Origin of the sequence: Paraburkholderia sp. FT54 (assembly GCF_031585635.1) — a bacterium.
Lineage (GTDB): Bacteria > Pseudomonadota > Gammaproteobacteria > Burkholderiales > Burkholderiaceae > Paraburkholderia.
Genome location: NZ_CP134197.1, coordinates 69,410 through 90,884 on the forward strand (window position 1 = coordinate 69,410; position 21,475 = coordinate 90,884).

Annotated in this window: 18 protein-coding genes; 7 read left to right on the plus strand and 11 right to left on the minus strand. The window is 59.8% G+C overall.

Features of this window, described 5'->3' with window-relative positions:
• Nucleotides 1–457 precede the first annotated feature (457 nt).
• Entirely contained in the window at nt 458–655 is a 198-nt protein-coding gene (locus RI103_RS33080) for a methyltransferase (protein ID WP_310819343.1), read from the plus strand.
• On the opposite strand, the gene RI103_RS33085 is transcribed toward RI103_RS33080, so the two are convergent.
• The 6 genes from RI103_RS33085 to RI103_RS33110 are packed head-to-tail and all read right to left on the minus strand — an operon-like array spanning nt 638 to nt 5,762.
• Nucleotides 638–1,465 carry an amidohydrolase family protein gene (locus RI103_RS33085; protein WP_310819054.1) on the minus strand — a complete coding sequence of 276 codons (828 nt, stop codon included), beginning with the start codon at nt 1,463–1,465 and terminating at the stop codon, nt 638–640. The two genes, RI103_RS33080 and RI103_RS33085, sit on opposite strands and share 18 nt — an antisense overlap.
• The gene (locus RI103_RS33090; RefSeq protein WP_310819055.1) at nt 1,462–2,541 is read right to left on the minus strand and encodes a GntG family PLP-dependent aldolase; all 1,080 of its coding nucleotides are present in this window, start codon (nt 2,539–2,541) and stop codon (nt 1,462–1,464) included. The genes RI103_RS33085 and RI103_RS33090 overlap by 4 nt, the downstream gene beginning before the upstream one ends.
• A gap of 18 nt (nt 2,542–2,559) precedes the next feature.
• Nucleotides 2,560–3,294: an amino acid ABC transporter ATP-binding protein gene (locus tag RI103_RS33095; RefSeq protein ID WP_310819056.1), complete on the minus strand. Its 735-nt coding sequence runs from the start codon at nt 3,292–3,294 to the stop codon at nt 2,560–2,562.
• 17 nt (nt 3,295–3,311) lie between these two features.
• Entirely contained in the window at nt 3,312–3,998 is a 687-nt protein-coding gene (locus tag RI103_RS33100; RefSeq protein WP_310819057.1) for an amino acid ABC transporter permease, read from the minus strand.
• Between the two features lie 8 nt (nt 3,999–4,006).
• Entirely contained in the window at nt 4,007–4,783 is a 777-nt protein-coding gene (locus RI103_RS33105) for an amino acid ABC transporter permease (RefSeq protein WP_310819058.1), read from the minus strand.
• Between the two features lie 55 nt (nt 4,784–4,838).
• Entirely contained in the window at nt 4,839–5,762 is a 924-nt protein-coding gene (locus tag RI103_RS33110) for an amino acid ABC transporter substrate-binding protein (RefSeq protein ID WP_310819059.1), read from the minus strand.
• Between the two features lie 171 nt (nt 5,763–5,933).
• On the opposite strand from RI103_RS33110, the gene RI103_RS33115 reads away from it, so the two are divergent.
• A complete protein-coding gene (locus RI103_RS33115; RefSeq protein ID WP_310819060.1) occupies nt 5,934–6,863 on the plus strand; it encodes a LysR substrate-binding domain-containing protein in 930 nt (309 codons plus the stop codon).
• Between the two features lie 700 nt (nt 6,864–7,563).
• On the opposite strand, the gene RI103_RS33120 is transcribed toward RI103_RS33115, so the two are convergent.
• From RI103_RS33120 to RI103_RS33135, 4 genes are all read right to left on the minus strand, one after another.
• Nucleotides 7,564–8,325: a hypothetical protein gene (locus RI103_RS33120; protein ID WP_310819344.1), complete on the minus strand. Its 762-nt coding sequence runs from the start codon at nt 8,323–8,325 to the stop codon at nt 7,564–7,566.
• A gap of 398 nt (nt 8,326–8,723) precedes the next feature.
• Nucleotides 8,724–9,023, minus strand: a complete 300-nt coding sequence (locus RI103_RS33125) for a hypothetical protein (RefSeq protein WP_310819061.1) — start codon at nt 9,021–9,023, stop codon at nt 8,724–8,726.
• Nucleotides 9,024–9,215: 192 nt separating this feature from the next.
• Entirely contained in the window at nt 9,216–9,902 is a 687-nt protein-coding gene (locus RI103_RS33130) for a DUF3313 domain-containing protein (RefSeq protein ID WP_310819062.1), read from the minus strand.
• Nucleotides 9,903–10,211: 309 nt separating this feature from the next.
• Nucleotides 10,212–11,135, minus strand: a complete 924-nt coding sequence (locus RI103_RS33135) for a transporter (RefSeq protein WP_310819063.1) — start codon at nt 11,133–11,135, stop codon at nt 10,212–10,214.
• A gap of 235 nt (nt 11,136–11,370) precedes the next feature.
• Between RI103_RS33135 and RI103_RS33140 the strand changes: the two genes are divergently transcribed.
• Nucleotides 11,371–11,655, plus strand: coding sequence for a hypothetical protein (locus RI103_RS33140; protein ID WP_310819064.1), 285 nt, complete (start codon nt 11,371–11,373; stop codon nt 11,653–11,655).
• Nucleotides 11,656–11,808: 153 nt separating this feature from the next.
• On the opposite strand, the gene RI103_RS33145 is transcribed toward RI103_RS33140, so the two are convergent.
• Nucleotides 11,809–12,786: a histone deacetylase family protein gene (locus RI103_RS33145; RefSeq protein WP_310819065.1), complete on the minus strand. Its 978-nt coding sequence runs from the start codon at nt 12,784–12,786 to the stop codon at nt 11,809–11,811.
• Nucleotides 12,787–13,462: 676 nt separating this feature from the next.
• Here RI103_RS33145 and RI103_RS33150 point away from each other — a divergent pair.
• The 4 genes from RI103_RS33150 to RI103_RS33165 all read left to right on the plus strand — a co-directional run bounded on the left by RI103_RS33150 (nt 13,463) and on the right by RI103_RS33165 (nt 20,886).
• A complete protein-coding gene (locus tag RI103_RS33150; protein ID WP_310819066.1) occupies nt 13,463–15,163 on the plus strand; it encodes a methyl-accepting chemotaxis protein in 1,701 nt (566 codons plus the stop codon).
• Between the two features lie 644 nt (nt 15,164–15,807).
• The gene (locus RI103_RS33155; RefSeq protein WP_310819345.1) at nt 15,808–16,851 is read left to right on the plus strand and encodes an EAL domain-containing protein; all 1,044 of its coding nucleotides are present in this window, start codon (nt 15,808–15,810) and stop codon (nt 16,849–16,851) included.
• A 307-nt stretch (nt 16,852–17,158) separates the two neighbouring features.
• The gene (locus tag RI103_RS33160; protein WP_310812887.1) at nt 17,159–18,574 is read left to right on the plus strand and encodes an IS1182 family transposase; all 1,416 of its coding nucleotides are present in this window, start codon (nt 17,159–17,161) and stop codon (nt 18,572–18,574) included.
• Nucleotides 18,575–19,251: 677 nt separating this feature from the next.
• Entirely contained in the window at nt 19,252–20,886 is a 1,635-nt protein-coding gene (locus RI103_RS33165; protein WP_310819067.1) for a mechanosensitive ion channel family protein, read from the plus strand.
• Nucleotides 20,887–21,475 lie beyond the last annotated feature (589 nt).

Here is a 21,475-nt window from a genome sequence, read left to right on the forward strand (position 1 = left end):
CTGGCGATACAACGCGGCTGGGTGTGCCGTTGAGCGAAAGATGACCGCTGGTGACCATGGATCGGTGGCAGCAGCATGACCTGGCTTATCGGACTCTAACTAGCGTCCGCGGAGTCGAGTTCGCTAGATACCGGTCCGTAGGTCGGGCGAAAAACACTATCCGCCTCGAATTCCAGCTTGTCAGCCATCTTTCGAAATCGCTCGGAAGGAGTGCACACTGATAACGCTTCACTGTCGGAATGCCTCGAAGGAGGGGACCGCAGGGCGGCACAATGCGGCCGGAACTGTAGCGCTGTTGGGATCGGAATGTTCGCGCGGACCACTGGCGATCCCGGCCCAATGATCATCAAAGGGCTTGTCGCCGTCCAGACAATTCGCTGGTGCGTCGTAGCGTGCCTTTTCGTCGCGCTGATCTGGGTGGTCGCGGCGCAATCGGCACATGGGTGCATCCTGGCGCATGGGCGTCGATGATCAGGTGCGCACAGAGCTAGTCACTTCCGGCCCTTTTGCCATGTCGCGCAACCCGATCTATCTCGGCATCAGGCTATCCGTATTCGGTCAGGTTCTGTTGGTTCAGACGTGGCCCGTTTTACTGTGCTTTGTTGTGTGCGACATCCTCGCGCAAATCCAGGTACGACTACACAAAACCAAATAGCTTTTCCGGATTCTCGACCAGGATCTGCCGCCTGATTATTGGCGATGCCATCCACGCAGCCTGCGTCGCCGCGCTTGCCTGAGGCGCTGGCGTCGGCAGCATTGACGTATGCGGCCAGTCACTGCCCCACACGAGTCGGTCCGGCGCGACACTGATCCAGTACTGCGCGAGGACGTCGACATCCTGATATCCGTTAGCGGCTCCCACCAGCGAGTCGAGGTACGGCGCCGACAGTTTCAGCCACGCACGGCCCGCTCTTAGCCATTCGGTCACGAGGCCGCATGCAGGATGCGCCAATGCGTCGCGAAGCGGTAAGCGCGCAAAATGATCGAAAACGAACGCAGTCGGCAAACGGTCGAGCAACGTGCGATGTTCCACGATCTGCGCTGCGGTCCAATGCAGTTGCAAATGCCAGCCGAGTGCATGCACCCGGTGCGCCAGCGCCTCGACCATGTCGAAGCGGGTCGGCGCATGATCCGGCGTATAGAGCGTGAAGCGGATGCCGCGGATCCCGCCCGCGTGCAGTGCTTCGAGCTGCGCATCGGTAACATCGGGCCGCACGGTCGCGATACCGCGTGCGCGATCGTGGCCGAGCTGGCGGATCGCATCCAGCGTGACCGCATTGTCGACGTCATAGTTGCGTGGCGTGACGACGACCGTGCGCGACGTGCCGAAATGCGGCTGCGCCCGCCGGTAATCGTCGACGGTTGCCGGAATGGACGACATGTCGTCGGCGGCGAGCGTCTCCTTGAAACGCGGATCGAAGATGTGGATGTGTGCGTCGCACGCGTTCGCGAACGCGTGGCTCATGCGAGAACGCGCTGCTGGAGAACCTGCATGAAGGCTTCGGTGGCATGCGCGATGTCGTCGTCGCCAATATGGCGATGCGTGACGCAACGAAGCATCGCGTTGCCCCACGGACGCGTCAACACGCCGTGCTCGCTCAGCGCATCGACCCATTGATGGCTCGTCATGCCCGTGCCGCCGATTTGCACCTGCACGATGTTGGTATCGGGTGCATTGGCCGCGAGCGGCGCGCCAATCGCGTTCAAGCTTTCGCTCAGTGCGCGCGCCTTCACGTGGTCCTCGGAGAGTCGCGCGCTCATCGTGTGCAGCGCCTCGAGCCCGGCCGCCGCCATGATGCCCGCTTGCCGTTGCGTGCCGCCCAGCACCTTGCGATATGAGCGCGCAACCGCAATCGCCTTATCGCTCGCAGCGAGCACCGCGCCGACCGGCGCGCTCAATCCCTTCGACAGACACAACGACGCCGATTCCGCGTGCTGCGCGAGTGCGGCCGCCGGAATACCCAACGTCGCCGCGGCATTCATCAGACGCGCGCCGTCGATATGGACCGGCACGCCTGCGCGCTGCGCAAGCGCATGAACAGCCTGCATATGATCGAGCGGCAGGACAGCACCACCGGCATTGTTGTGCGAGGTCTCCATCGCGATCAGTCCGACGCCGATCCGGTAGGCCCCCGGACTGATCGCCGTTGCAAGCCGGTCCAGATCCATCGCGCCCGCGTTGCCTTCGACGGGGGTGTAGGCAAGTCCGGCGAGCAGCGAGCCGCCGCGTTCCGTCGTGAACATATGCGCATTCGCTTCCAGCACGACTTGCTGATGCCGCTGCGTATGCGCGAGCACCGCGAGCAGATTCGCCATCGTGCAGCTCGGCACGTAGAGGCCGGCCTCCTTGCCGAGCATCGTCGCGACGGCAGCTTCGAGTTGCCGTACCGACGGGTCGCCATCAAGGCCGTCATCGCCGACGGGTGCCTCGCGCATCCGCTCGTACATGGCCTCGGTCGGGCGGGTGACGGTGTCGCTGCGCAGATCGGTCAGGCGGGCGTGACGCGCGTAGCGGGAATCGAAAACGGGAAAGTCCTGCATATCGGTTTTATATCGAGGCTAGTGGTGAAGGATCTTCGACAGGAAATGACGCGAGCGCTCGCTGCGTCCTGACGTGCTGCCGAAGAAGTCGTCTTTCGGGCAATCCTCGACAATACGGCCGCCGTCCATGAAGACGACGCGATTCGCGACGCGTTGCGCAAAACCCATTTCGTGCGTGACGACCATCATCGTCATGCCTTCGCGTGCGAGATCGGTCATCACGTCGAGCACTTCGTTGACCATCTCGGGATCGAGCGCGGAGGTTGGTTCGTCGAACAGCATGACGCCCGGATCCATCGCGAGCGCGCGCGCAATGGCGACGCGCTGCTGCTGGCCGCCGGACAGCGCGCCCGGATACTTATCGCGATGCGCGGCGAGTCCGACGCGTTCCAGAAGCTCCATCCCGCGCTTTCGCGCTGCATCGCGGCTGCGTTTGAGCACGCGTGTCTGCGCAAGGTTCAGGTTGTCGAGTACGCTCAGATGCGGAAACAGTTCGAACCCCTGAAACACCATGCCAGCCCGCGAGCGGATCTTGCGCAGATCCGCTCGCGGGCCAGTCACGTTCATTCCGTCGATGCGGATAGCGCCTTGCTGCACGGCCTCCAGACCGTTCACGGTCTTGATGAGCGTCGACTTGCCGGAACCCGAAGGGCCGCACACGACGACGACCTCGCCGCGCGCGACCTGCGTGCTGCAATCGCTCGGCACGCGAAACGCGCCATACCATTTGCTAACGTTCTCTATCTGAATCATGAGTTCATCCTGACTGATCAATGCGCATGCCGCGCGGCGTCAAAGCGTTTGACGAGACGCGACGCGCTGAAGCAGATTACGAAGTAGACAGCGGCGACGAACAGATACATCTGCACTGTGCTGCCGTCACGCGACGCGATCTCGGACGCGGCGCCGAAGAAATCCGTCATCGACAGCACGTACACCAACGACGTGTCCTGAAAGAGCGTGATGACGCGCGTCAGCAAGGCCGGTGTCATATTGCGCAACGCCTGCGGCAGGATCACCGTGAGCATCGTCTGGCGCTGCGTGAGGCCGAGCGCGAGCGCTGCCTGCATCTGCCCTTTCGATATCGATGCGATACCGGCACGCATGATTTCGCAGAAGTAAGCCGACTCGAACAATGTGAACGTGATGACGGCGGAGCGATATGCGCCGACTTCGATGGGTGTCGGCGAGTGCGTCAGCCATGCGCCCACATAAGGCGCGAGAAAATAAAACCAGAAGATAACCAGCAGCAGCGGCACCGAGCGCATGCCATTTACGTACAGCGTGGCGGGTACCGATATCAGCTTCGACGACGACATGCGACAGATGGCGAGCAGCGTGCCGAGGACCAGGCCGAACACTGCCGCGAACGCGGTCAGTGTGAGCGAGAAGGTCATGCCGGTTTTGAACAGATACGGCAGCGCCGCGACGATTTCATGCATACCCGATGGCGGCATCACAGTTCCTATGACTGTTCGACTTCGGTGATCGCAAGCGCGCTGGACGCCGTGCGCGAACGGGCAGCAGGTGTTGCAACCCTACGCTCGAAGAGCATCAGTCCGTACACAACACTCGTGTTGATCACGAAGTAGATAAGGGTGGCGGCGCTGAACGCCTCGAAGATATGAAAGCTGAACTCCTGCATCGAACGTGCCGCGCCAGTGAGTTCAATCAGACCGATCGTCATCGCCACCGACGAACCCTTGATCATGCTCATGAATTCCGACGTGAGCGGCGGTACGACGACCCGAAAGGCCTGCGGCAGGATCACGAAACGGTAGGCCTGGAAGCCGGTGAGACCGAGCGCGAACGCGGCCTGCCGCTGCCCCGCGCGCAACGCGCGAATGCCGGAACGCAGCGTTTCCGCGATGCGCGCCGTCTCATAGAAGCCGAGGCACAGGAGCGCCGGAAAAAACTGGTTCCACGGCTGCGGCATCTGCTTGATCGCCGTGCCGAGCGCCTTGGGCAGCAACTCGGGCAGCACGAAATACCACAGGAACATCTGCACCAGCAACGGCACATTGCGGAACACTTCGACGTAGGTTGCGGCCGCTGCGCGCGCTGTTTTTGATTCGACCGTGCGCATCACGCCTATCGCCGAACCGAGCAGCAACGCGAACATGTAAGCGCAGACAGACAACGCCATGGTCCAACCCGCGCCGATCAGAAGCGTCTGCAGATAGGAGTGCAGCCCATCGGGCGACAGGTCGTTAAAACTGGTCCAACTCCACTGGTAGTTCATGGCGGTTCAGGATCGTGATGATAATGCGCCGCTCAGATAGCGGCGCATGTCTGCCTTACGGATTCACGGTATAGGCCGCGGGATCGCCCGAGTCCGATGGGTGCTCGATTGCATGCTTCAGCTCCGCGCTCATCGGGTACTTGAGGTTCACGCCTGCGGGCGGCACCGGCGAGTTGAACCACTTCTCGTAGAGCGGGACGATCTGCTTTGTCTTCATCAGATCGAGCACGGCGTTGTCGACGGCCTGCTTGAAGCGCGCATCGTCTTTCGGCTCGACGATGCCGTACGGCGCAAGCAGCATCGCCTTCGTGCCGATCGTGTAGTCCTGCGGCGCGCCGGAGGTGGCGACGAGTGCGTACGCAAGGCCGTCGTCGGTCGATACCGCCATGGCACGGCCGGTCTTGACGGCGATGAACGACGCCGCGGTATCGTTGACCGGTAATACGGAAATGTTCAGATGCTGCTGGTTGCTGATCTGCTGGATGATCTGCAGATCGAGGCCGCCGGCAAGGCTCGTCACCGTTTTGCCCGCGAACGCGGCGGGGCTGTTCACGTCGAGGTTGCTGTCCTTGCGCGCCATCAACACGACTTTCGTCACGAAGGTCGTGGGCGAAAACGACACGAGCTTGTGGCGCTCGACCGTGTTAGTGGTGTTGCCGCATTCGAGATCGATCGTACCGTTTTGCAACAGCGGCAGACGTGTCGCCGAGGTCACCGGTACGTAGCGGATCTTTATCTCGGGCAGCGCAAGATCCTTCTTCAGATGGTCCGCGATGCGCTGACAGATTTCCACCGAGTAACCGACCGGCTGATGCGCGTTGTCCAGATACGCAAAGGGCAGCGAACTGGTGGGATAGCCCACCGACAGCGTGCCGGTTTGCTTGATGCGATCGAGGCGGCTCGGTGTATCGGCGTGCGCGGCGGACGTCAGACCGATTCCCGCGATTGCGGTGGCAAGCAGCCCGGCGGTTTTAAACATCGAAAGTGCATTCATGTTCTTGGTTTTCGTCAGAAGTCGTTGCGCTCGCCGCTGCGAGCTGCCTGGTTTGTCATTGGAAGCGCGGCGCCTGGGCCAGGCGGCGTTCTCAATATGGGTCACCATTATGCTAAAGTCCAATACTTGTATCGCATCGTTCAATTCAGATTTGATATGCCAAACCTCAAGCTCGGTGTACGTCATATCGAGGCGTTTCGCGCCGTCATGTCGACGAATTCGATGACGACCGCGGCGCGGGCAATGCATACGTCGCAGCCGCAGGTCAGCCGACTCGTCTCGCAACTGGAGGCGATCACGCAGTTTCCGCTCTTCGAGCGCAACGGCAGCCGACTCAGTCCGACGCAGGACGGGTTGCGTTTTCATCGGGAGGTCGAGCGGACTTTTGCGGGTCTCGCCGAACTCGAATCGGTCGCTGCAAATATCCGCTCGTTCAGCGCGGCGCGCTTGAGCGTTGCGGCAATGCCTCGGCTCGCTGGCGACCTGCTAGTGAAAATCGTCGCGCAGTTTCACGCCGCGCATCCCGACGTCCTGGTGTCGATTCATTCGGGTAACGCCGTGTCCGTGAAGGACTGGGTACGCTCAGGGTTTTGCGACACCGGGCTTGCGCTTCTCACGGGCGAGGCGCCTGGCCTTCGCGTCGAATCGATCGCGACGCTGCGCTGTGTGGCCGTCCTGCCGAAAGATCACCCGTTGTGCCGCTTGCGCAAGCTCAATCCGGCGCACTTTGCCAATCAGCGTTTCATCGCGCCGACCGGTGAAAGCCTTCTGCGCTCCGCCATCGACGATGTATTCGCAGCCGAGCATGTGTCGAGACAGATCGTCGCCGAGGCGAGCCTCGGTTCGTCGGTATGTGCGATGGTGCGCGCGGGTATGGGAGTCAGCCTCGTCAACCCGCTCGCCGCAAGAGATGAGTTCCTGAGTGGTGGAATCGAGATTCGACCGTTCACGCTCGACATACCGAACGAGATTGCCTTGCTCTATCCGCCGTATCAGGCACAGGCGCGCCTCGTCACCGCGTTTTCACAAATCGCACGGCCGGTCATCCGTGATGAGATGGCATTGCTAAGGAGAGCGGTCTCATAGCGAAGGGCATTCAAGTCCTCGCTTCAACCGAGGATCGTGAGACTCCGTGGCCCATGAGCGACTGCGGACGGCCGACGCTGTTGAAAAAGTCGCGGCAGTTGGTTAGCCCGCCGCCGGCCAGAAAATCGACCTCTCAGAACGCTCTACAAGCCGTTTGCGGGCCTCGGTTAAGGGTAAAGCGACCCATGAGAACCTCGAGATGTAGACTGTCGCCGACTTTTCAACAGCGTCGGCCAATTGCTGCCGCTCGCCCCTTCCACAAGGCCGTCGTTCAAACGGCTTTGTCCACCCCGGAACCTGCCGGATACCCTATGGAGGTGACTCGGCCATTGCGGACATTGGGGCGGGCTGGGTTCTACGTCAGCAATGTGGCGGATCGCTGACGGCGGCGGCATCGAGCAGCCAGACGGCAGCTTCCTGCATCAGCGAATTCACACTCCCGACCCACTGCAGCCCTTCAACTAGCGTTCACGAGTGTCTGAAGCTGCGCCGAGTTCGGACCTTCACGGGATGGTGATCGTCAGGCCTCCGCTCTCTGTTAGCAGGTAGACAACGTCAGCCCGCGTCTGATGACCAGAAAACTGTTTGCTTCAGCTTCGCAGCATGAAGAAGCATTACATCAGACCGGGAAGCCGGGTCGTTATCGAATGAGGCCGTTGTTCGCTGTTTAACCCCGTGATCTTTCCTGTGCCTCTCGCCGCTATTGGCCGAGAACGTCAAGTGCCTCGCGCATCGGCGACAGCGAGACTGTGACCAACCCATCGAGCGGTGTATTCATTTCCAGAATCAGGAAGATGGCGCCGGAGGTGGATAGTGCGCCCAGAAGCAACGCGATGGTGACCGTCGCATTCGGGGGCGTGAACAGGCCAAACGCTCCGAATATAATGCACAGCCACAACACGAGGGTGATCAACAGCGGCGTTGGGGTCGAGCCCGTCGCTTGTAGCAGCCCAAGTTCGCGCACGGCCACCGCGTTGTCGGTCATCGCGATCGCGCGTGCCTGCAGCCGTCGCTGCAAGTCGTTCTGCGGCGAAAGTTCCTCCAGTTTGCGCTCGAGATATTCCCCGCGCTTGAGCGCTTCGGGGCTGTGCATCCTTGCCAGTTGCGACGGGTCGCCTGACGCGACTTGCTGCAGCCCTGTGGTGACGGTTTGCTTCAGCAACCCACGGATCTCCTGTGTTTCCGGCCCATACCGGGCGAGCACGCGATCGAGCAGGATGACATTGGCGGCTTCGTGTGTTACTTCGGCGTTCACCGTATCGAATGAGCTTTTCGCCGACGAGATCAGCAAGCCGAGCACCAACGCGGCCATCGTGGCGATCAAGCCGGTGGCCAGTTTGACGACACCAATCGAGTCGTCACTCAGATGGTGCTCCGGCAGCCGGGTGCGCAAATACAAACCGAGCAGTGCGCTGCAGAAGACACAGGCAAATACTATCAACGCGACGTTCAGATGGTGCATCGTGTTCAACCCTTCGTCCCTGCTCGGCGGCGGTGCAGCGACTGCTGTACGAAACAGGCAGGGTGCTGTTTTGCTCGCGTCGCGGTGCGCACCCTCGCGCCCCTAGTCCTTCCTCACGTCTGCGTCGGCACTATAGGAAGCATTTGAACCACGAATTGCCGCCCGATTAACGGGTGCCGCCGTGAACCGCGCGGGGCGTGATACAGCCATCGGGCAGCGGCGCCTATATTGCGCCCATCGCAAATTTCGACCTGACCGGGGCCGGCGAATGCAGGGGCGGCTGTCGCGCCGGCCACATAGTCGGCATGGTATGAATTTCGTGGCGATCGCTTGCGCATTGGCGGAGGCTGCCGCTGCTTCAGCCTCGGCACCGACAGCCACGCCCGAGGCGGGGGCGATCACGGAATCATCCCGTATTCAAACATCTTGTTGGCGATCGGCGCCGCCACCCTGTTAATGAACTCGCCGCGCATCTGCGGATCATTGCGCATCGCCAAGATCACTTTCTGCTCGCCCTGCGAAGGGGGCGTACCTTTCTTCGCTGCGCGTTCTTGGGCCAACTGCTGGCAGCTCGATTGCTGGTACTTTTGCACGATCCGGTTCGCGACGGCGTCGAGCATCGGGTATTGTTGGGCGGAGGCGACATTCGCGAACAGCAACGCGGGCGCCATCGCAAACCAGATGACGTGATTGATCATGATTTGGCCTCCGTTCGTCAGGATAGCTTGACAATATTGCTTCGGCACAGACACTTCCCTACGGGTGTGTAAACGTTGACATGCTCCGCTCGCCAGAAACACACGTTTGACTGCGTTCGCCGACTGATGATTGCGTCAGGCGCGGCCCGGCCATCATAGAGAAATAGGAAGGGTCAGATTGCTCCTCGTCGACTATCGAGGCTTCACGTATTGCGCTACAGACTTGGAAACGGCGTCGCACCACTGGTCCATGATGGGCTTGACAGAATCGAACGTAACCACGGGCTCATTCGATGCAACACGCGCCAGACGCTCGCCGGTATGCGTGCGTATGACTTTTGACAGAATCTCCCCGGAGACGCTGTCGGTGCCAATTGCCTCGACCAGCAGCTTCGATTGCTGCGGCGCACCCTCCACCGCATTAATCGCCATTGAGATGACGAAGGCTTGCGGCACGTACTGATATGGCTTGAGACCCGCCGCTGTGCTTGCTACTCCGGTTAAGGCTACCTGCAGCTTGACCACCCCCGGTCCCGGTGCGTCCACGACCCGGACTCTAGATGCGATCGCCTGTCTCAGGCAGGTGGTGCCGTAGCCGCGTATCTGGTCGAGCGTCGCTTGGCTCACTTGCGCTGTCGGTTCGGCCTTGGGATAGAACACAACGGGATCAACGATAATTGCGCTATAGTTAGCCGGGTTGAGCTTGGGGTTGATGTACCGTAAAAACGTTTCCCCGTCGGGATCAGTCGCTTGCGTTAGGTCGGAGTAGTTCGGCATAAAGCCCGAGTATTCGGTCTGGGTCGGCATATTGCTGTTGCTCGCGCATCCGGCGAGGAGCATGACCGCGACCGCAGTCGCTGAGGTAATCCGCTTACGCATAGTTTCCTCCGCTTGTTCGTTCCATCGTTTAACCGCAGTTGACCTTTGCGTCGTGCGCGAATCGGGCTAGGGCGTAACAATTGTCAGCTCGGACTTCTCGTCACGTAAGTTATCCCGAAGGTTAGGAAGCGGATTGACCTATGTCAATCAGTAACGCATCCGCGCAGGACTCGCCGCAACGGGAAAAGCTAGCTCTCGCTTTTTCCCCCGCCTCTATTGGTGGACCGCGAAATCCGATCATGAGCTTCGTCAACCGGCTTTGCCGGTAACTAGATACAGCAATCGTGAAGCCGCACACGAGGCTCGAAGTCAGCGATCAAACCAGTGGTATTGCAGCGTGAGGGAAATCTCCTTGTAATTGCCGCCTGCCCGCGTGATGAAGCCATTCGACAATGCGAGTTTGGAAGACCAACTGCGAGCGAGGGGCACCGAGAAGGTAAGTCCGTAGCGCAAATTGGACTGCCGGTCTCGATCAGGAACGCCGTTCAGACTGGAACCGCCACCGTCGGCATAGCCTATGTCGGCGGCGATCCAGAACCCCGGGCCGAAGCCGTATCCGCCATGCAACTGGAACGTCCATAGCGGATCCTGACTACGCTTGTTTCCACGGAAGAAATTGTTGTTGGTGGTGAAAATCCATGTGCCAGCAGTGGCCTCGAAGAACCAGTTCCCGACAGGCTGCGAGAGGCCGACCTCTGGCTTGAAAGCCCACCGGTTTGTGCCTACGTTGACGAGTCGGGATGGAACGTATTGCCCGGTCGGGGCAGACATCGTCAAGCTAAGGCCTATCGAGCTGCTGGGGGCACGGCGCGCGAAATCCTCGGGAGACAGCGCCGGACTGCCCATGAGATTGAAAGCAAAGCGAGTGCGCAGATCGCCCATGCCGGCCCGGTGAACTTCGGTGGGAGCGTCTATCACGTTGCCGCTGAGATTGCCGCGGGTATACGGGATTGCGAACGCTATCGATGCGGTGTGACCCGCAAGCCCGAACGTGTGCTCATAACCGGCCGAGAAGGCGTTGATCCGGGCCTGAACGTTAGTGACGGGCAGCGAGGGATCCGTCAGAACATTGCCCGTAAGATACGTATAGCTGAACACGACGAAATTGGTGCCGGCTGGAGCCGCTGAGTAGGTTCGCGGCTCCAGCTCTTGCGCAGACGCAGTGCCTGCCGATAGCAGGAGTCCGACGGCACTGGCGTGGCGTAGCGCGCAGTTCAACGTAAGACGGCTCATTGTCAGTAGCCGCGATCAGATGCGTACGGCGGGGATCATCGGGGCGTTCCATGGCTATGCAACGGTAGGCCATCGTATCGCAGATGGCAGGATCCTTGACCTGCGGCTATGCCGTAAGCAACGCTAAGAGACCCATACTGAGAGTCGGCGGATTGCGCCGGATGGGCCGATGCTCCGATCAGGATTCTGTCGACACGAACAGGTCATCTTCTGGTGCGCCCTTTAGGAGAAAGTCATGAAGACTTTGGTGATATTGGCGTGCTTAATGGTGACCTCAAACGCATTCGCGGAATGCGCGACGAACTCGCGCGGTGAAACCGTGTGCGGCAACGGGCAGACGGCGGGCGGCTATAACCGGAACACCGGCACGGCCTGGACGTCCCAAACGAACCAGAATGGGGCGCGGACGACCCAGAGCAATCGCGGCGGCGAGGCGAAGACGATGAATGGCAAAGGCGTGGCCCACGGCCCCGGCGGGACCACCTGTTACCGGACCGCGAACAGCCACGGCTGCAACTGACAGCGCTTCTGTCACCACTGGTCCCCGGAGAAGCGGTTGCTTGTGACAATGGGCACGATGGATCTTCTACTCACTACCGCCCGCTGTCGAGTGCAGTCCGGCCATCCGTAGCGAAAGGCCGACTGTCCCTTTTTGGCCGGTCACGGCCGGAAGTCACTGCGTAGACCCCGTAACCTGTGAGTCTGATCGGTCGACCTCAACATTCATTAAGGCACGGACATGTGCCATCGTGCCAGTGGCCAGGGCCTCCGGGCTATAACCCCCTTCCAGAATCGAAACGATGCGCCCCTCGCACGTCGCATCGGCAATACGCATCAACTCACTGGTAATCCAACGAAAATCGCTGTCCTCGAGGTTCAGGCTTGCGAGCGGGTCCAGGCGATGCGCGTCGAAGCCTGCCGAAATGACGATGAGTTGGGGGCTGAACTGGCGTACCGCCGGCAACATGTCGGACTCGATCCGTGCACGGAAGAGTGCCGAATCACATCCACGGGGCAACGGGACATTGACAATGTTGTGGTTCACGCCGGTCTCCGATGCGGCGCCCGTACCGGGATACAAAGGCGACTGGTGGCTGGAGGCGTAAAACAGCTCCGGGCGGTTGAAAAATGCTGCCTGGGTGCCGTTGCCGTGATGGACGTCGAAGTCGACGACCGCGACGCGCTCCAGCTTGTGTACTTCATGAGCGTAAGCCGCAGCGATTGCAGCCTGATTGAAAATGCAAAAACCCATTGCCCTCGCTGGCTCGGCGTGGTGACCACACGGACGCGTGGCGCAAAACGCGTTGCGCGCCTGCGCGTTGATCACCGCATCGACGCCGGCACAAGCCGCGCCGACGCAGCGCATCACGGCTTCCCAGGAGCCTGGCGACATCACCGTGTCGCCCGCATCAAGCGGCACATAACCCCGCTGCGGAGCGATCTCCGCGACCTCATCGACGAAGGCCTGGTCATGGATCAATTGCACCTGATCGAGTGTGCCCATCGGCGCATCGCGCCATTCCAGCGCCGCAAATTCCGGCGACTGCAACGCGCGCAACACGACCTTTAGACGTTCCGGCGATTCCGGATGGTCAGGGCCCGGGCGATGATCCAGACACGCAGCGTGGGAAAAAATAATGGTAGTCGTCATTTACATTGATACGCGGCGCAGACCGCGTCGTCTCCTTATTGCCGGTGCACTCGCAGCGCTACCAGAGTGCATAACGCGGTAGTGGCGCGCCTCATCACGCCGCCCCAGACCTTCTGACTGCAAGAAGCAAGCATAGGGCCGCACGTACTTTCACGATAGTTAGACATTCCTTGAAACATCATAGGCGTTCGCTTATGGATCAGCCCGTGCCTGTGTGCAATCGGCTTTTTCCACGTCGCGACTACTCTGGGGTCGAGCAACGGGCGCTAATGGCCGAGTTCGCAAGTGCTGATCTGGCCGGGCTCCGCGATCGTCGGCCTGCACCGATTTCCGCACTCGACCCAGAAGGGCCTGTCGCGTGATGGGAGCGAATGTCGGGTGAACGTCGGTAAGCCGCCCCCGGTAGCGGTCCCTCAGACAGACTTTTCATCGCGAAGAAGAATGCCACACGGCAATGCACAAGACCGGGCAAAAAAGTACGTCGCACTCAGTTGCGTCAATCAGGGTGACACCCATAGCCGAACGCTAGACCTCAAGGACGAGATCGCCTCGGTAACGGCTTCACTTCCCGCTCAAGTTGTGCGAACCCCGGCCGATATCAACAGTACGATTGCATTATGGATTTTGAATGCAATTCGCCTGTTAGTGACATGCTCAATGGAAGGGTTCGATAGATATGAAACTGTCTTTTGTCCAGAAGCTCTGGATGCCGCTTATCCTAAGTTTGCTGTGTCTCGCTGGAATATCGGTCTATAACGCCTACCAGACGAGAGAAACGCGGTTAGACGAGCGCAAGGCTGATCTGGTACACGCATCGGAGATCGCCCTGAGTGTCGTCAAGACCTCCGGCAAAGACGCGGCGGCTGGTTCCATGCCGCTGGCCGAGGCCCAGAAGCGTGCAATGGACCGCATCCGGAACATGAGGTACGGCGAGAACGGCTATTTCATGATCGTCAATTCGCAGCCGAAGGTGCTGATGCATCCGACGAAGGCGGAGATGAATGAGAAGGACGTCAGCGAGTTTAAGGATCCGAACGGCGTTTACCTCTACAGAGATATGGTCGCTGTCATCAAGCGCGACGGCAAGGGCTTTACCGCATATGCCGCTGCAAAGCCGGGAGCGACCGAAGCCTTCCCGAAAATCGCCTACAACGTGGCCTATCAGCCGTGGGACTGGATTCTCACGACGGGGCTCTACGTTGACGACCTCGATGCGGCTTTCCGCTCGTCGCTGTATCAGAGCCTCGGCATCCTGGTGGTACTGGCTGCGGTCTTATCGGCTGTCGTAGTGATACTCAACCGTGGCATCGTGAACTCACTGGGCGGAGAACCATCTTATGCGGCCGAAATTGCCAACCGGATTGCCGACAATGATCTGACTGCGTTGGTGAAGGTAGCGCCACGCGACCGTTCCAGTCTGCTGTTTTCGATGAAGCGCATGCAGGAGCAGCTCACGCACACGGTCGGTACGATCAAGATTTCGGCCGACTCGATTGCCACCGCTACTCACCAGATCGCGGCGGGCAACCAGGACCTCTCGCAACGCACCGAAGAACAGGCCGCCTCGCTCGAGGAAACGGCCTCCAGCATGGAGCAGCTGACCTCGACCGTTACCCAGAATGCCGATAATGCCAGTCAGGCCAACCAGCTTGCTGCTCAGGCCGCCCAGGTGGCGGAACAGGGCGGTGTCGCGGTGTCACGCGTGGTGGAAACCATGGAGGGCATCAACGCCAGCTCGGACAAGATAGCCAATATTGTCGGCATCATCGAGGGTATCGCCTTCCAGACCAATATCCTCGCGCTGAATGCTGCTGTTGAGGCAGCGCGGGCGGGTGAGCAGGGACGGGGCTTTGCGGTGGTGGCCTCCGAAGTCCGTTCCCTGGCGCAGCGCTCCTCGGCGGCAGCCAAGGAGATCAAGGAACTGATCCACGAGTCCGTCGAGCGGGTCCGGACAGGCGCCAGTCATGTACAGGAAGCCGGAACGAAGATGCACGAAATCACCCGCGAGATCCAACGCGTGACCGACATCATGGGTGAAATCACCGCCGCTTCGCAGGAACAGAGTAAGGGCATCGGCCAGATCAATCAGGCCGTCACGCAGATGGACGAAGTCACGCAGCAGAACGCGGCCCTAGTCGAACAGGCGGCGGCCGCAGCGGGTGCGCTCGAGTCGCAGGCGAGCGATTTGAAAGCCGCTGTTTCGATGTTCAGGCTGGTCGTTTCGCACGACGCAGGCACGGAGAGCGACGCGCAGACGCGCCCGGCGGCTCTGGCGCGCGCCAGGGCGCAAGCCAGGCCAGCTCCAAAGCAGTTTGCACCGCAGCCGCCCGTTCGGACGGCGCAAACCGCCCAGGCCGACGAATGGAACAGTTTTTAGGCAGCCGCCCGCATCAAGTCTTGCCACCTCACGACGTTGCAGCGCGTCGAGGTAACCCGGTCATTGGGCAGGGCATTGAAATGCCCTGTCGTTGAAGGACGATCTGCTCGTGCCCGCGGCGTATCACTCGGCACTGCTTGAACTCACCAATACCATTCTTGCCGCACTCGATCAGGAGTGGGCCAGCGTCAATAGCTTTAAGCCGCACAATTGCGTGGTGCCTGCGGATCGATGTCACGGTGTGGGATTTCATGCTGTCGCCAGGACCTCAGCAGTGAGTAACTGCAATCGCACAAGGCGCGGCGCCTGCCCGATTGGCAGCGACCGAACCTCAACAGAAAGGGAAGCGTTCAAAGTTGAAGGCAAGCCAACCCTCGCCCGCCCCCACCGACCGTCGACCGGTGTCGAACAGCAAAGCCGCCACGCCGGAATTGGTCTATCTCGGGCGGCAGCCGATTCTCGATCGCAGCGGAGCGTTGAACGCGTTCGAACTGCTGTTCCGCTGTGGGGCCGCCAATTCCGCCCAATTCACGGATGACGCGGTTGCTACCGCGCAGGTCATCGTGAGACTGATCGGCGACATGGGCTCCCGCGCTGTGCTAGGCAATCACACCGGCTACGTGAACGTTGACCGGACGGTGCTGATGTCCGAAATCGTCGAGCTGTTGCCGCCTGAGCGCGTCGTACTCGAAATTCTCGAAACGGTGACATTCGACGAGGCACTCTTCAAGCGCTGCCGCGAACTGCGGCGAGCGGGCTTCCGGCTCGCACTGGATGATGTTTCTCAGGTGTCCCGACGCCTGCTCGAGTTTCTGCCGTGCGTTGATATCGTCAAGATCGACTTTCTCGAATGCCCGCGCGAACGCATCGAGGAACTGCTCGGCGTCGTTAAGCAGCACAGAAAAGTGTCGATCGCCGAGAAAGTCGAAACACCGGGCGACCATGACGCCGCCATGCGCGCCGGCTTCGAACTGTTTCAGGGCTACTACTTTGCGAAGCCGCAGGTGCTGACCTCGCGGCGCGCCGCGCCATCACGTGGTGCGCTGCTTCGCTTGCTGGTGCTGCTGAGCGGCGACCCAGAGATCGTCGAACTAGAAGCCGAACTCAAGTTGAGTCCGACCCTCGTCATTCAACTGTTGCGTCTGCTCAATTCCAGCGCGTTTGGGCTTGCCCGGACGATTTCGTCACTGCGCGAAGCTATCATGATAGTGGGCATGCGGCAAATAACGCGCTGGGCGCAGTTGCTCCTGTTCGCAGACGGTCATGTCCGCGGGTTGCGCTCCGATCCCTTGGCGCAGCTGTGTGGCACCCGCGCGCGATTCATGGAACTTGCCGCCGGCCGGATGCGACCCGGCGACGAACGGTTTGCCGATACCGCGTTCATCACGGGGGTGTTTTCGTTGATTCATGTGCTGTCCGCCAGGGCGATCGAGGACATCGTGCCGAGGCTACCCATTCACCTCGATATCCGACAGGCACTGCTTGATCGGCACGGCGCGTTGGGTCTGCTATTGAACGCCGCCGAGGCGGCCGAATCGGGAGAACTCGCGGCAATCCGCGCGGCGTGCGATTCACTGCCGAATTTCACCCCCAACGACCTGACCATGACCGGGCTTGCTGCCGCTGCATGGTACGACAATCAGGTGCGTCAGCCACATGCACAACGCGCGCACCGGGGCTCGAATTAAGGAGGCGTCCGATAAATGCCGTCCGCCTCAACCCGTCCAGTCTTGTCCCCCGTCGGTGCGCCTATGCGTGGCCTCCGTCTTCGGAAGCCAGATCCGAGCCGACACCCTCGAAGACCAAGCAAGCCCGGGAATTCGTCTGTAAAAAGCGACCCAGTTGAGTATCCACCGAGGTCCCCGGTTCGCCAAGAAGCGGCCATTAGGTCGTGCAGCCCGAACGACCCTATATGGCCGATTCTGTTGAAAAAGTCGGCGTCGATGCGGAATGTTAGGTATCCTGGAAGGCATCAAACGACGGGAGTGAATCGTCATGATGGGTCGACTGGATAGCGGGCAGGACAAGCTTTTCTACTCGTTCAACCTCGACCACCACGTCCCGCAATCACACCTGCTGAGAGGCATCGATCGCTTCCTTGATCTGCGAGATCTGCGCCAGCACCTCGCACCGTACTACAGCCCAATGGGTCGTCCATCGATTGACCCGGAGCTCATGATTCGCATGTTGATCGTGGGTTACTGCTTTGGCGTCCGGTCCGAGCGACGTCTGTGTGAAGAGGTGCATCTGAACCTCGCATACCGGTGGTTCTGCCGCATGGGTCTGGAGGACGCCGTACCGGAACACTCGACGTTCTCAAAGAACCGTCACGGGCGCTTTCGCGATAGCGACCTGTTGCGTCACGTGTTTGAAACTGTGCTGAGTCGCTGCATGGCCGAGGGGCTTGTCAAGGGTGAGGGATTCGCAATCGATGCAAGCATTATCAAGGCAGACGCGAGTCCTGCGAATGGCGTGTCGGGAACAGAACCTATCGACTGGGGACGTGCTGACGGACACAGTCGCGCTGTGCGGGAATATATTGAAGCGCTTGAGCAAACCAATCCAATAGCAGCAGATACATCTGAACCAGCAGCGTCTTTGACGCCTCCAAAAAAGATATCCCTGACCGATCCTGCCGCGCGATGGACGGCCGCTCCGGGCGGCCCTGCGTTCTTTGCCTACTCGACGAATTATCTGATTGACCTGCAGGCAGGGATCATTATGGATGTTGAGGCGACGCCGGCAAATCGCGCACAGGAAGTTGAATCAACCAGAACAATGATTGATCGTGTTGGACGTCAACGGGAGCTGACGCCTCGCAAGCTGGTAGGTGACACCGCATACGGCACAGCAGCGCTGCCTGGCTGGATGGTTGAAGAGAAGCAGATTGAACCGCACGTCTCTGTCTGGGATAAAACCACCCGCAAGGACAATACGTTCTCCCGCAGCGAATTCATCTGGAATGAACAGACCAACGAGTATCGATGTCCTTCAGGGTATGCGTTACGCAGCGACTGGCGTCCACTGAAAAATCCCCGTACGCACATCACGAGAGCCGACACCATCGTGTATCGTGCGAGCGAAAAGAATTGCAACCGCTGTGCGATGAAGAGTCAATGCTGTCCAAATATGTCGTTTCGCAAAATCACGCGCAGCATCCATGAAGCCGCCCGCGACGAGGCTCGACGAATCGCGACAACCCCCGAATACAAGCAGTCTCGCCGACAGCGTAAGAAGGTGGAAATGCTCTTTGCCCACCTCAAGCGCATCCTCAAGCTGGATCGTCTGCGGTTGAGAGGTCCAAGTGGTGCCCATGATGAATTTCTGATGGCAGCAACCGCGCAAAATCTGCGAAGAATGGCCAAGTGGCTCATGCCAGCAAGCAAGCAGATGAAGCAGGCAGTTCCATGACGGGCAAGGGAGATCCCTGCTAGGTTCAAGCTCGCAGCTTCGCCGATCGCCACAACGCGAAAACGTGTTGCCAACTCCTACATCCCCAACCAGAACACGACTTTTTCAACAGAATCGGCCAACTGCAGTCGTTCGCCTTCATGCTCCGACGGTCATTCAACTGACGGTTCTACCCGGAGAGCGGACGCACGCGGGTCGGCTGTCTGCCGCTAAGATCCCTTGATAGGGCCTACACAAGACGTTCCTCGCCGGCGAGAAACTCCAGCCAAGCCCTTCGACGCTCCAAGACATCGTTGTGCGTTCTCGTGAATAAACCCATCAATGCTCCTGGGTGAATGTACGTCGTGAGCCACTTGCATTTGGTCTACGGTCTGTGCGTTAGCGCACTGAGCCATTCTTGCCATTTCCTGTGAGTGGGACCAAGGTTAGGGTCGTATTGCCACCGCGGTCTGCCGAGATTGAATTCCACTGGCGATATCCTTTCGGAAACAATTAAGTGTCCGCCTTCGTTTGCCGAAACAATGATTCGTATGAAATTGTCTCAACTGCTCGGCGAACGACCTTTTTCGCGTCATGAGCAGCGCGAACATCGGCGCGTTGTTCTTCCGGCAAGATCGGCCGTGCGGACGCCTTGTACGGTGGCACGATGACGGTCTCTATTGGCAGGAGAGGGAACAATGACTCTCAGAATTCCCGTCCTCGCGGTGTTGTTCATGATGCTGGCCGCTCCGCTTCAGGCTGCAAGTGAGGAGGTGCGCCCGGAAACGGCCCCTCTCCTTGAATCGGTGCTGGACACGGCCCCGGTCGAGATCGACGGTCAGCTCCTGTTCAGAGTTCGAGGGGTATCGTCCTTTCCCGCCGAGCAACGCGCCGAGGCCATCAGGAGAAGAATCGAAAAGGTAGCGGCGGACCCCTCATTCCCGAGCGACGGGTTGAGCGCCGAGGTTGTGGAGAACGTCACGGTGATCATGGCCGGGCAAGCTACGCTAATGATCGTGAGCGAAGCGGATGCCCAATTGGAACACACGAGTCGCGACCACCTCGCCACATTGCATCTGATGCGAATCCGTCGGGCCATCGACGAATACCGGCAGTCCCGGAGAAGCGACGCTCTGCTCAAGGCGGGGCTGTATGCCGCTGGAGCCACGGCCCTGCTTGCGCTGGTGATCACCGTTCTGCTCGTGCTCGACCGGTGGTTGGACAAAGCGCTCTCCCGACGTCTGAAGAGTCGTGTCCACGACATCGGCATCCAGTCTTTTGAGATCCTCGGTTCCGAAACTATCTGGAAGGCATTTCATGGCCTGATGCTTGCTGTTGGCGTCGCGACCATCACTGTGTCAGTGTATGGCTACTTGCATTACGTACTTGCGCTCTTTCCCTGGACCCGCTCCATCTCCAACGGCCTGTTCGACCTCGCCGCTGGCGCGGTCGAACATATGGGGAAATCCATGGGTGCCAGTATCCCGGATATTCTCATCCTGGCCATCATCTACTATCTGTCCCAGTTCGTCCTGCGCCGGATCCGGCGCTTTTTCGACGCGGTGGCGCAGAAGCGCGTCACCTTTGCCCAATTCGAGCCGGAATGGGCCCTCCCCACCTACAGGCTTGTCCGGGTCTTGATCCTGGCTTTCGCACTTGTCGTCGCGTACCCGTACATCCCTGGCTCCGAGTCAGCCGCTTTCAAAGGGATTTCGATCTTCATCGGCCTGGTGCTTTCGCTCGGCTCCTCGACAGCGATCTCCAATCTCATTGCCGGCTACCTGATGACTTATCGAAGGGTGTTCAAGGTTGGCGACCGGGTGAGGGTGGGGGACGTGACTGGCGAGGTGATCGCCATCCGCCTCCAGGTGACCCATCTGCGGACGGTCAAGAATGAAGAGGTCACGATTCCCAATTCCCAGATCCTGAACGGCGACGTAACAAACTTTAGCTCCATGGCCGGCACCCGAGGATTGATCCTCCATACCTCGGTCGGAATCAGGTACGAGACCCCCTGGCGACAGGTAGAGGCGATGCTGCGCGTGGCCGCAGAGCGAACTTCGGGGGTGCTAAGGGAGCCACAGCCGTTCATCCTACTAATCAAGCTGGGGGATTTTGCGGTCACTTACGAACTGAATGTCTATATCCGTGACACGCATGTGATCGCCCAGATCTATGCGGACCTGCATCGGCACATCCTCGATGTCTTCAACGAGTACGGCGTGCAGATCATGACTCCTGCGTACGAGGGCGACCCCGACGTACCGAAGGTTGTACCGCGGGAACAGTGGTATGCGGCACCCGCATCGTCCGATCAAACGGAAGATAGTTGACTACTCACCAACGCCCGATAACGAAGAACGCGGAGGACGGTGCGTCGTAGCGGTGCACAGGCGCGAGAACGCAGATGTAACAAAGGCCAGCCCGGCGCGGTGGATTAGGCCATGGTTTTCGGGGCGGGCAAAAGGGCGGTGTTTTCTATTGAGCAACGGGGCGTGCGCGGATCCGTTCTCGCCAGGAAGTTTGCCGAGAATTGTTGTCCTACGGGAATGCCACAGGAAAGGTCATTCAGAACGAGTAACTGCGAGGCGAAAGTAAAGCTGCCGTTCTCCTCCTGAGTCGCGATCTACCTTCCATAGTCGATGCATTGCCCGGCTCCGCCCTCCGCGGTCTAGCGCACCAAGTGACTGCTCGACTTTGGCTCGACCGGCAGCAGTGGGTAGCCTACGGAAGTTCGGCTGTCGCGTGAATCCCTCGATGATTAGCCGACTTCGTATTCCCCAATTCGGCCAGCTTTAGCCAATCCACGAACACCCCGCGACCGTCCGATGCTGGAATCGCTGGCGACGCTGAATCGTTTTGCCAGGAAACTTGGTGCGCTTCGAAAGGCAATTGTCTAACTAGGTCGTTAGACTAACGCCT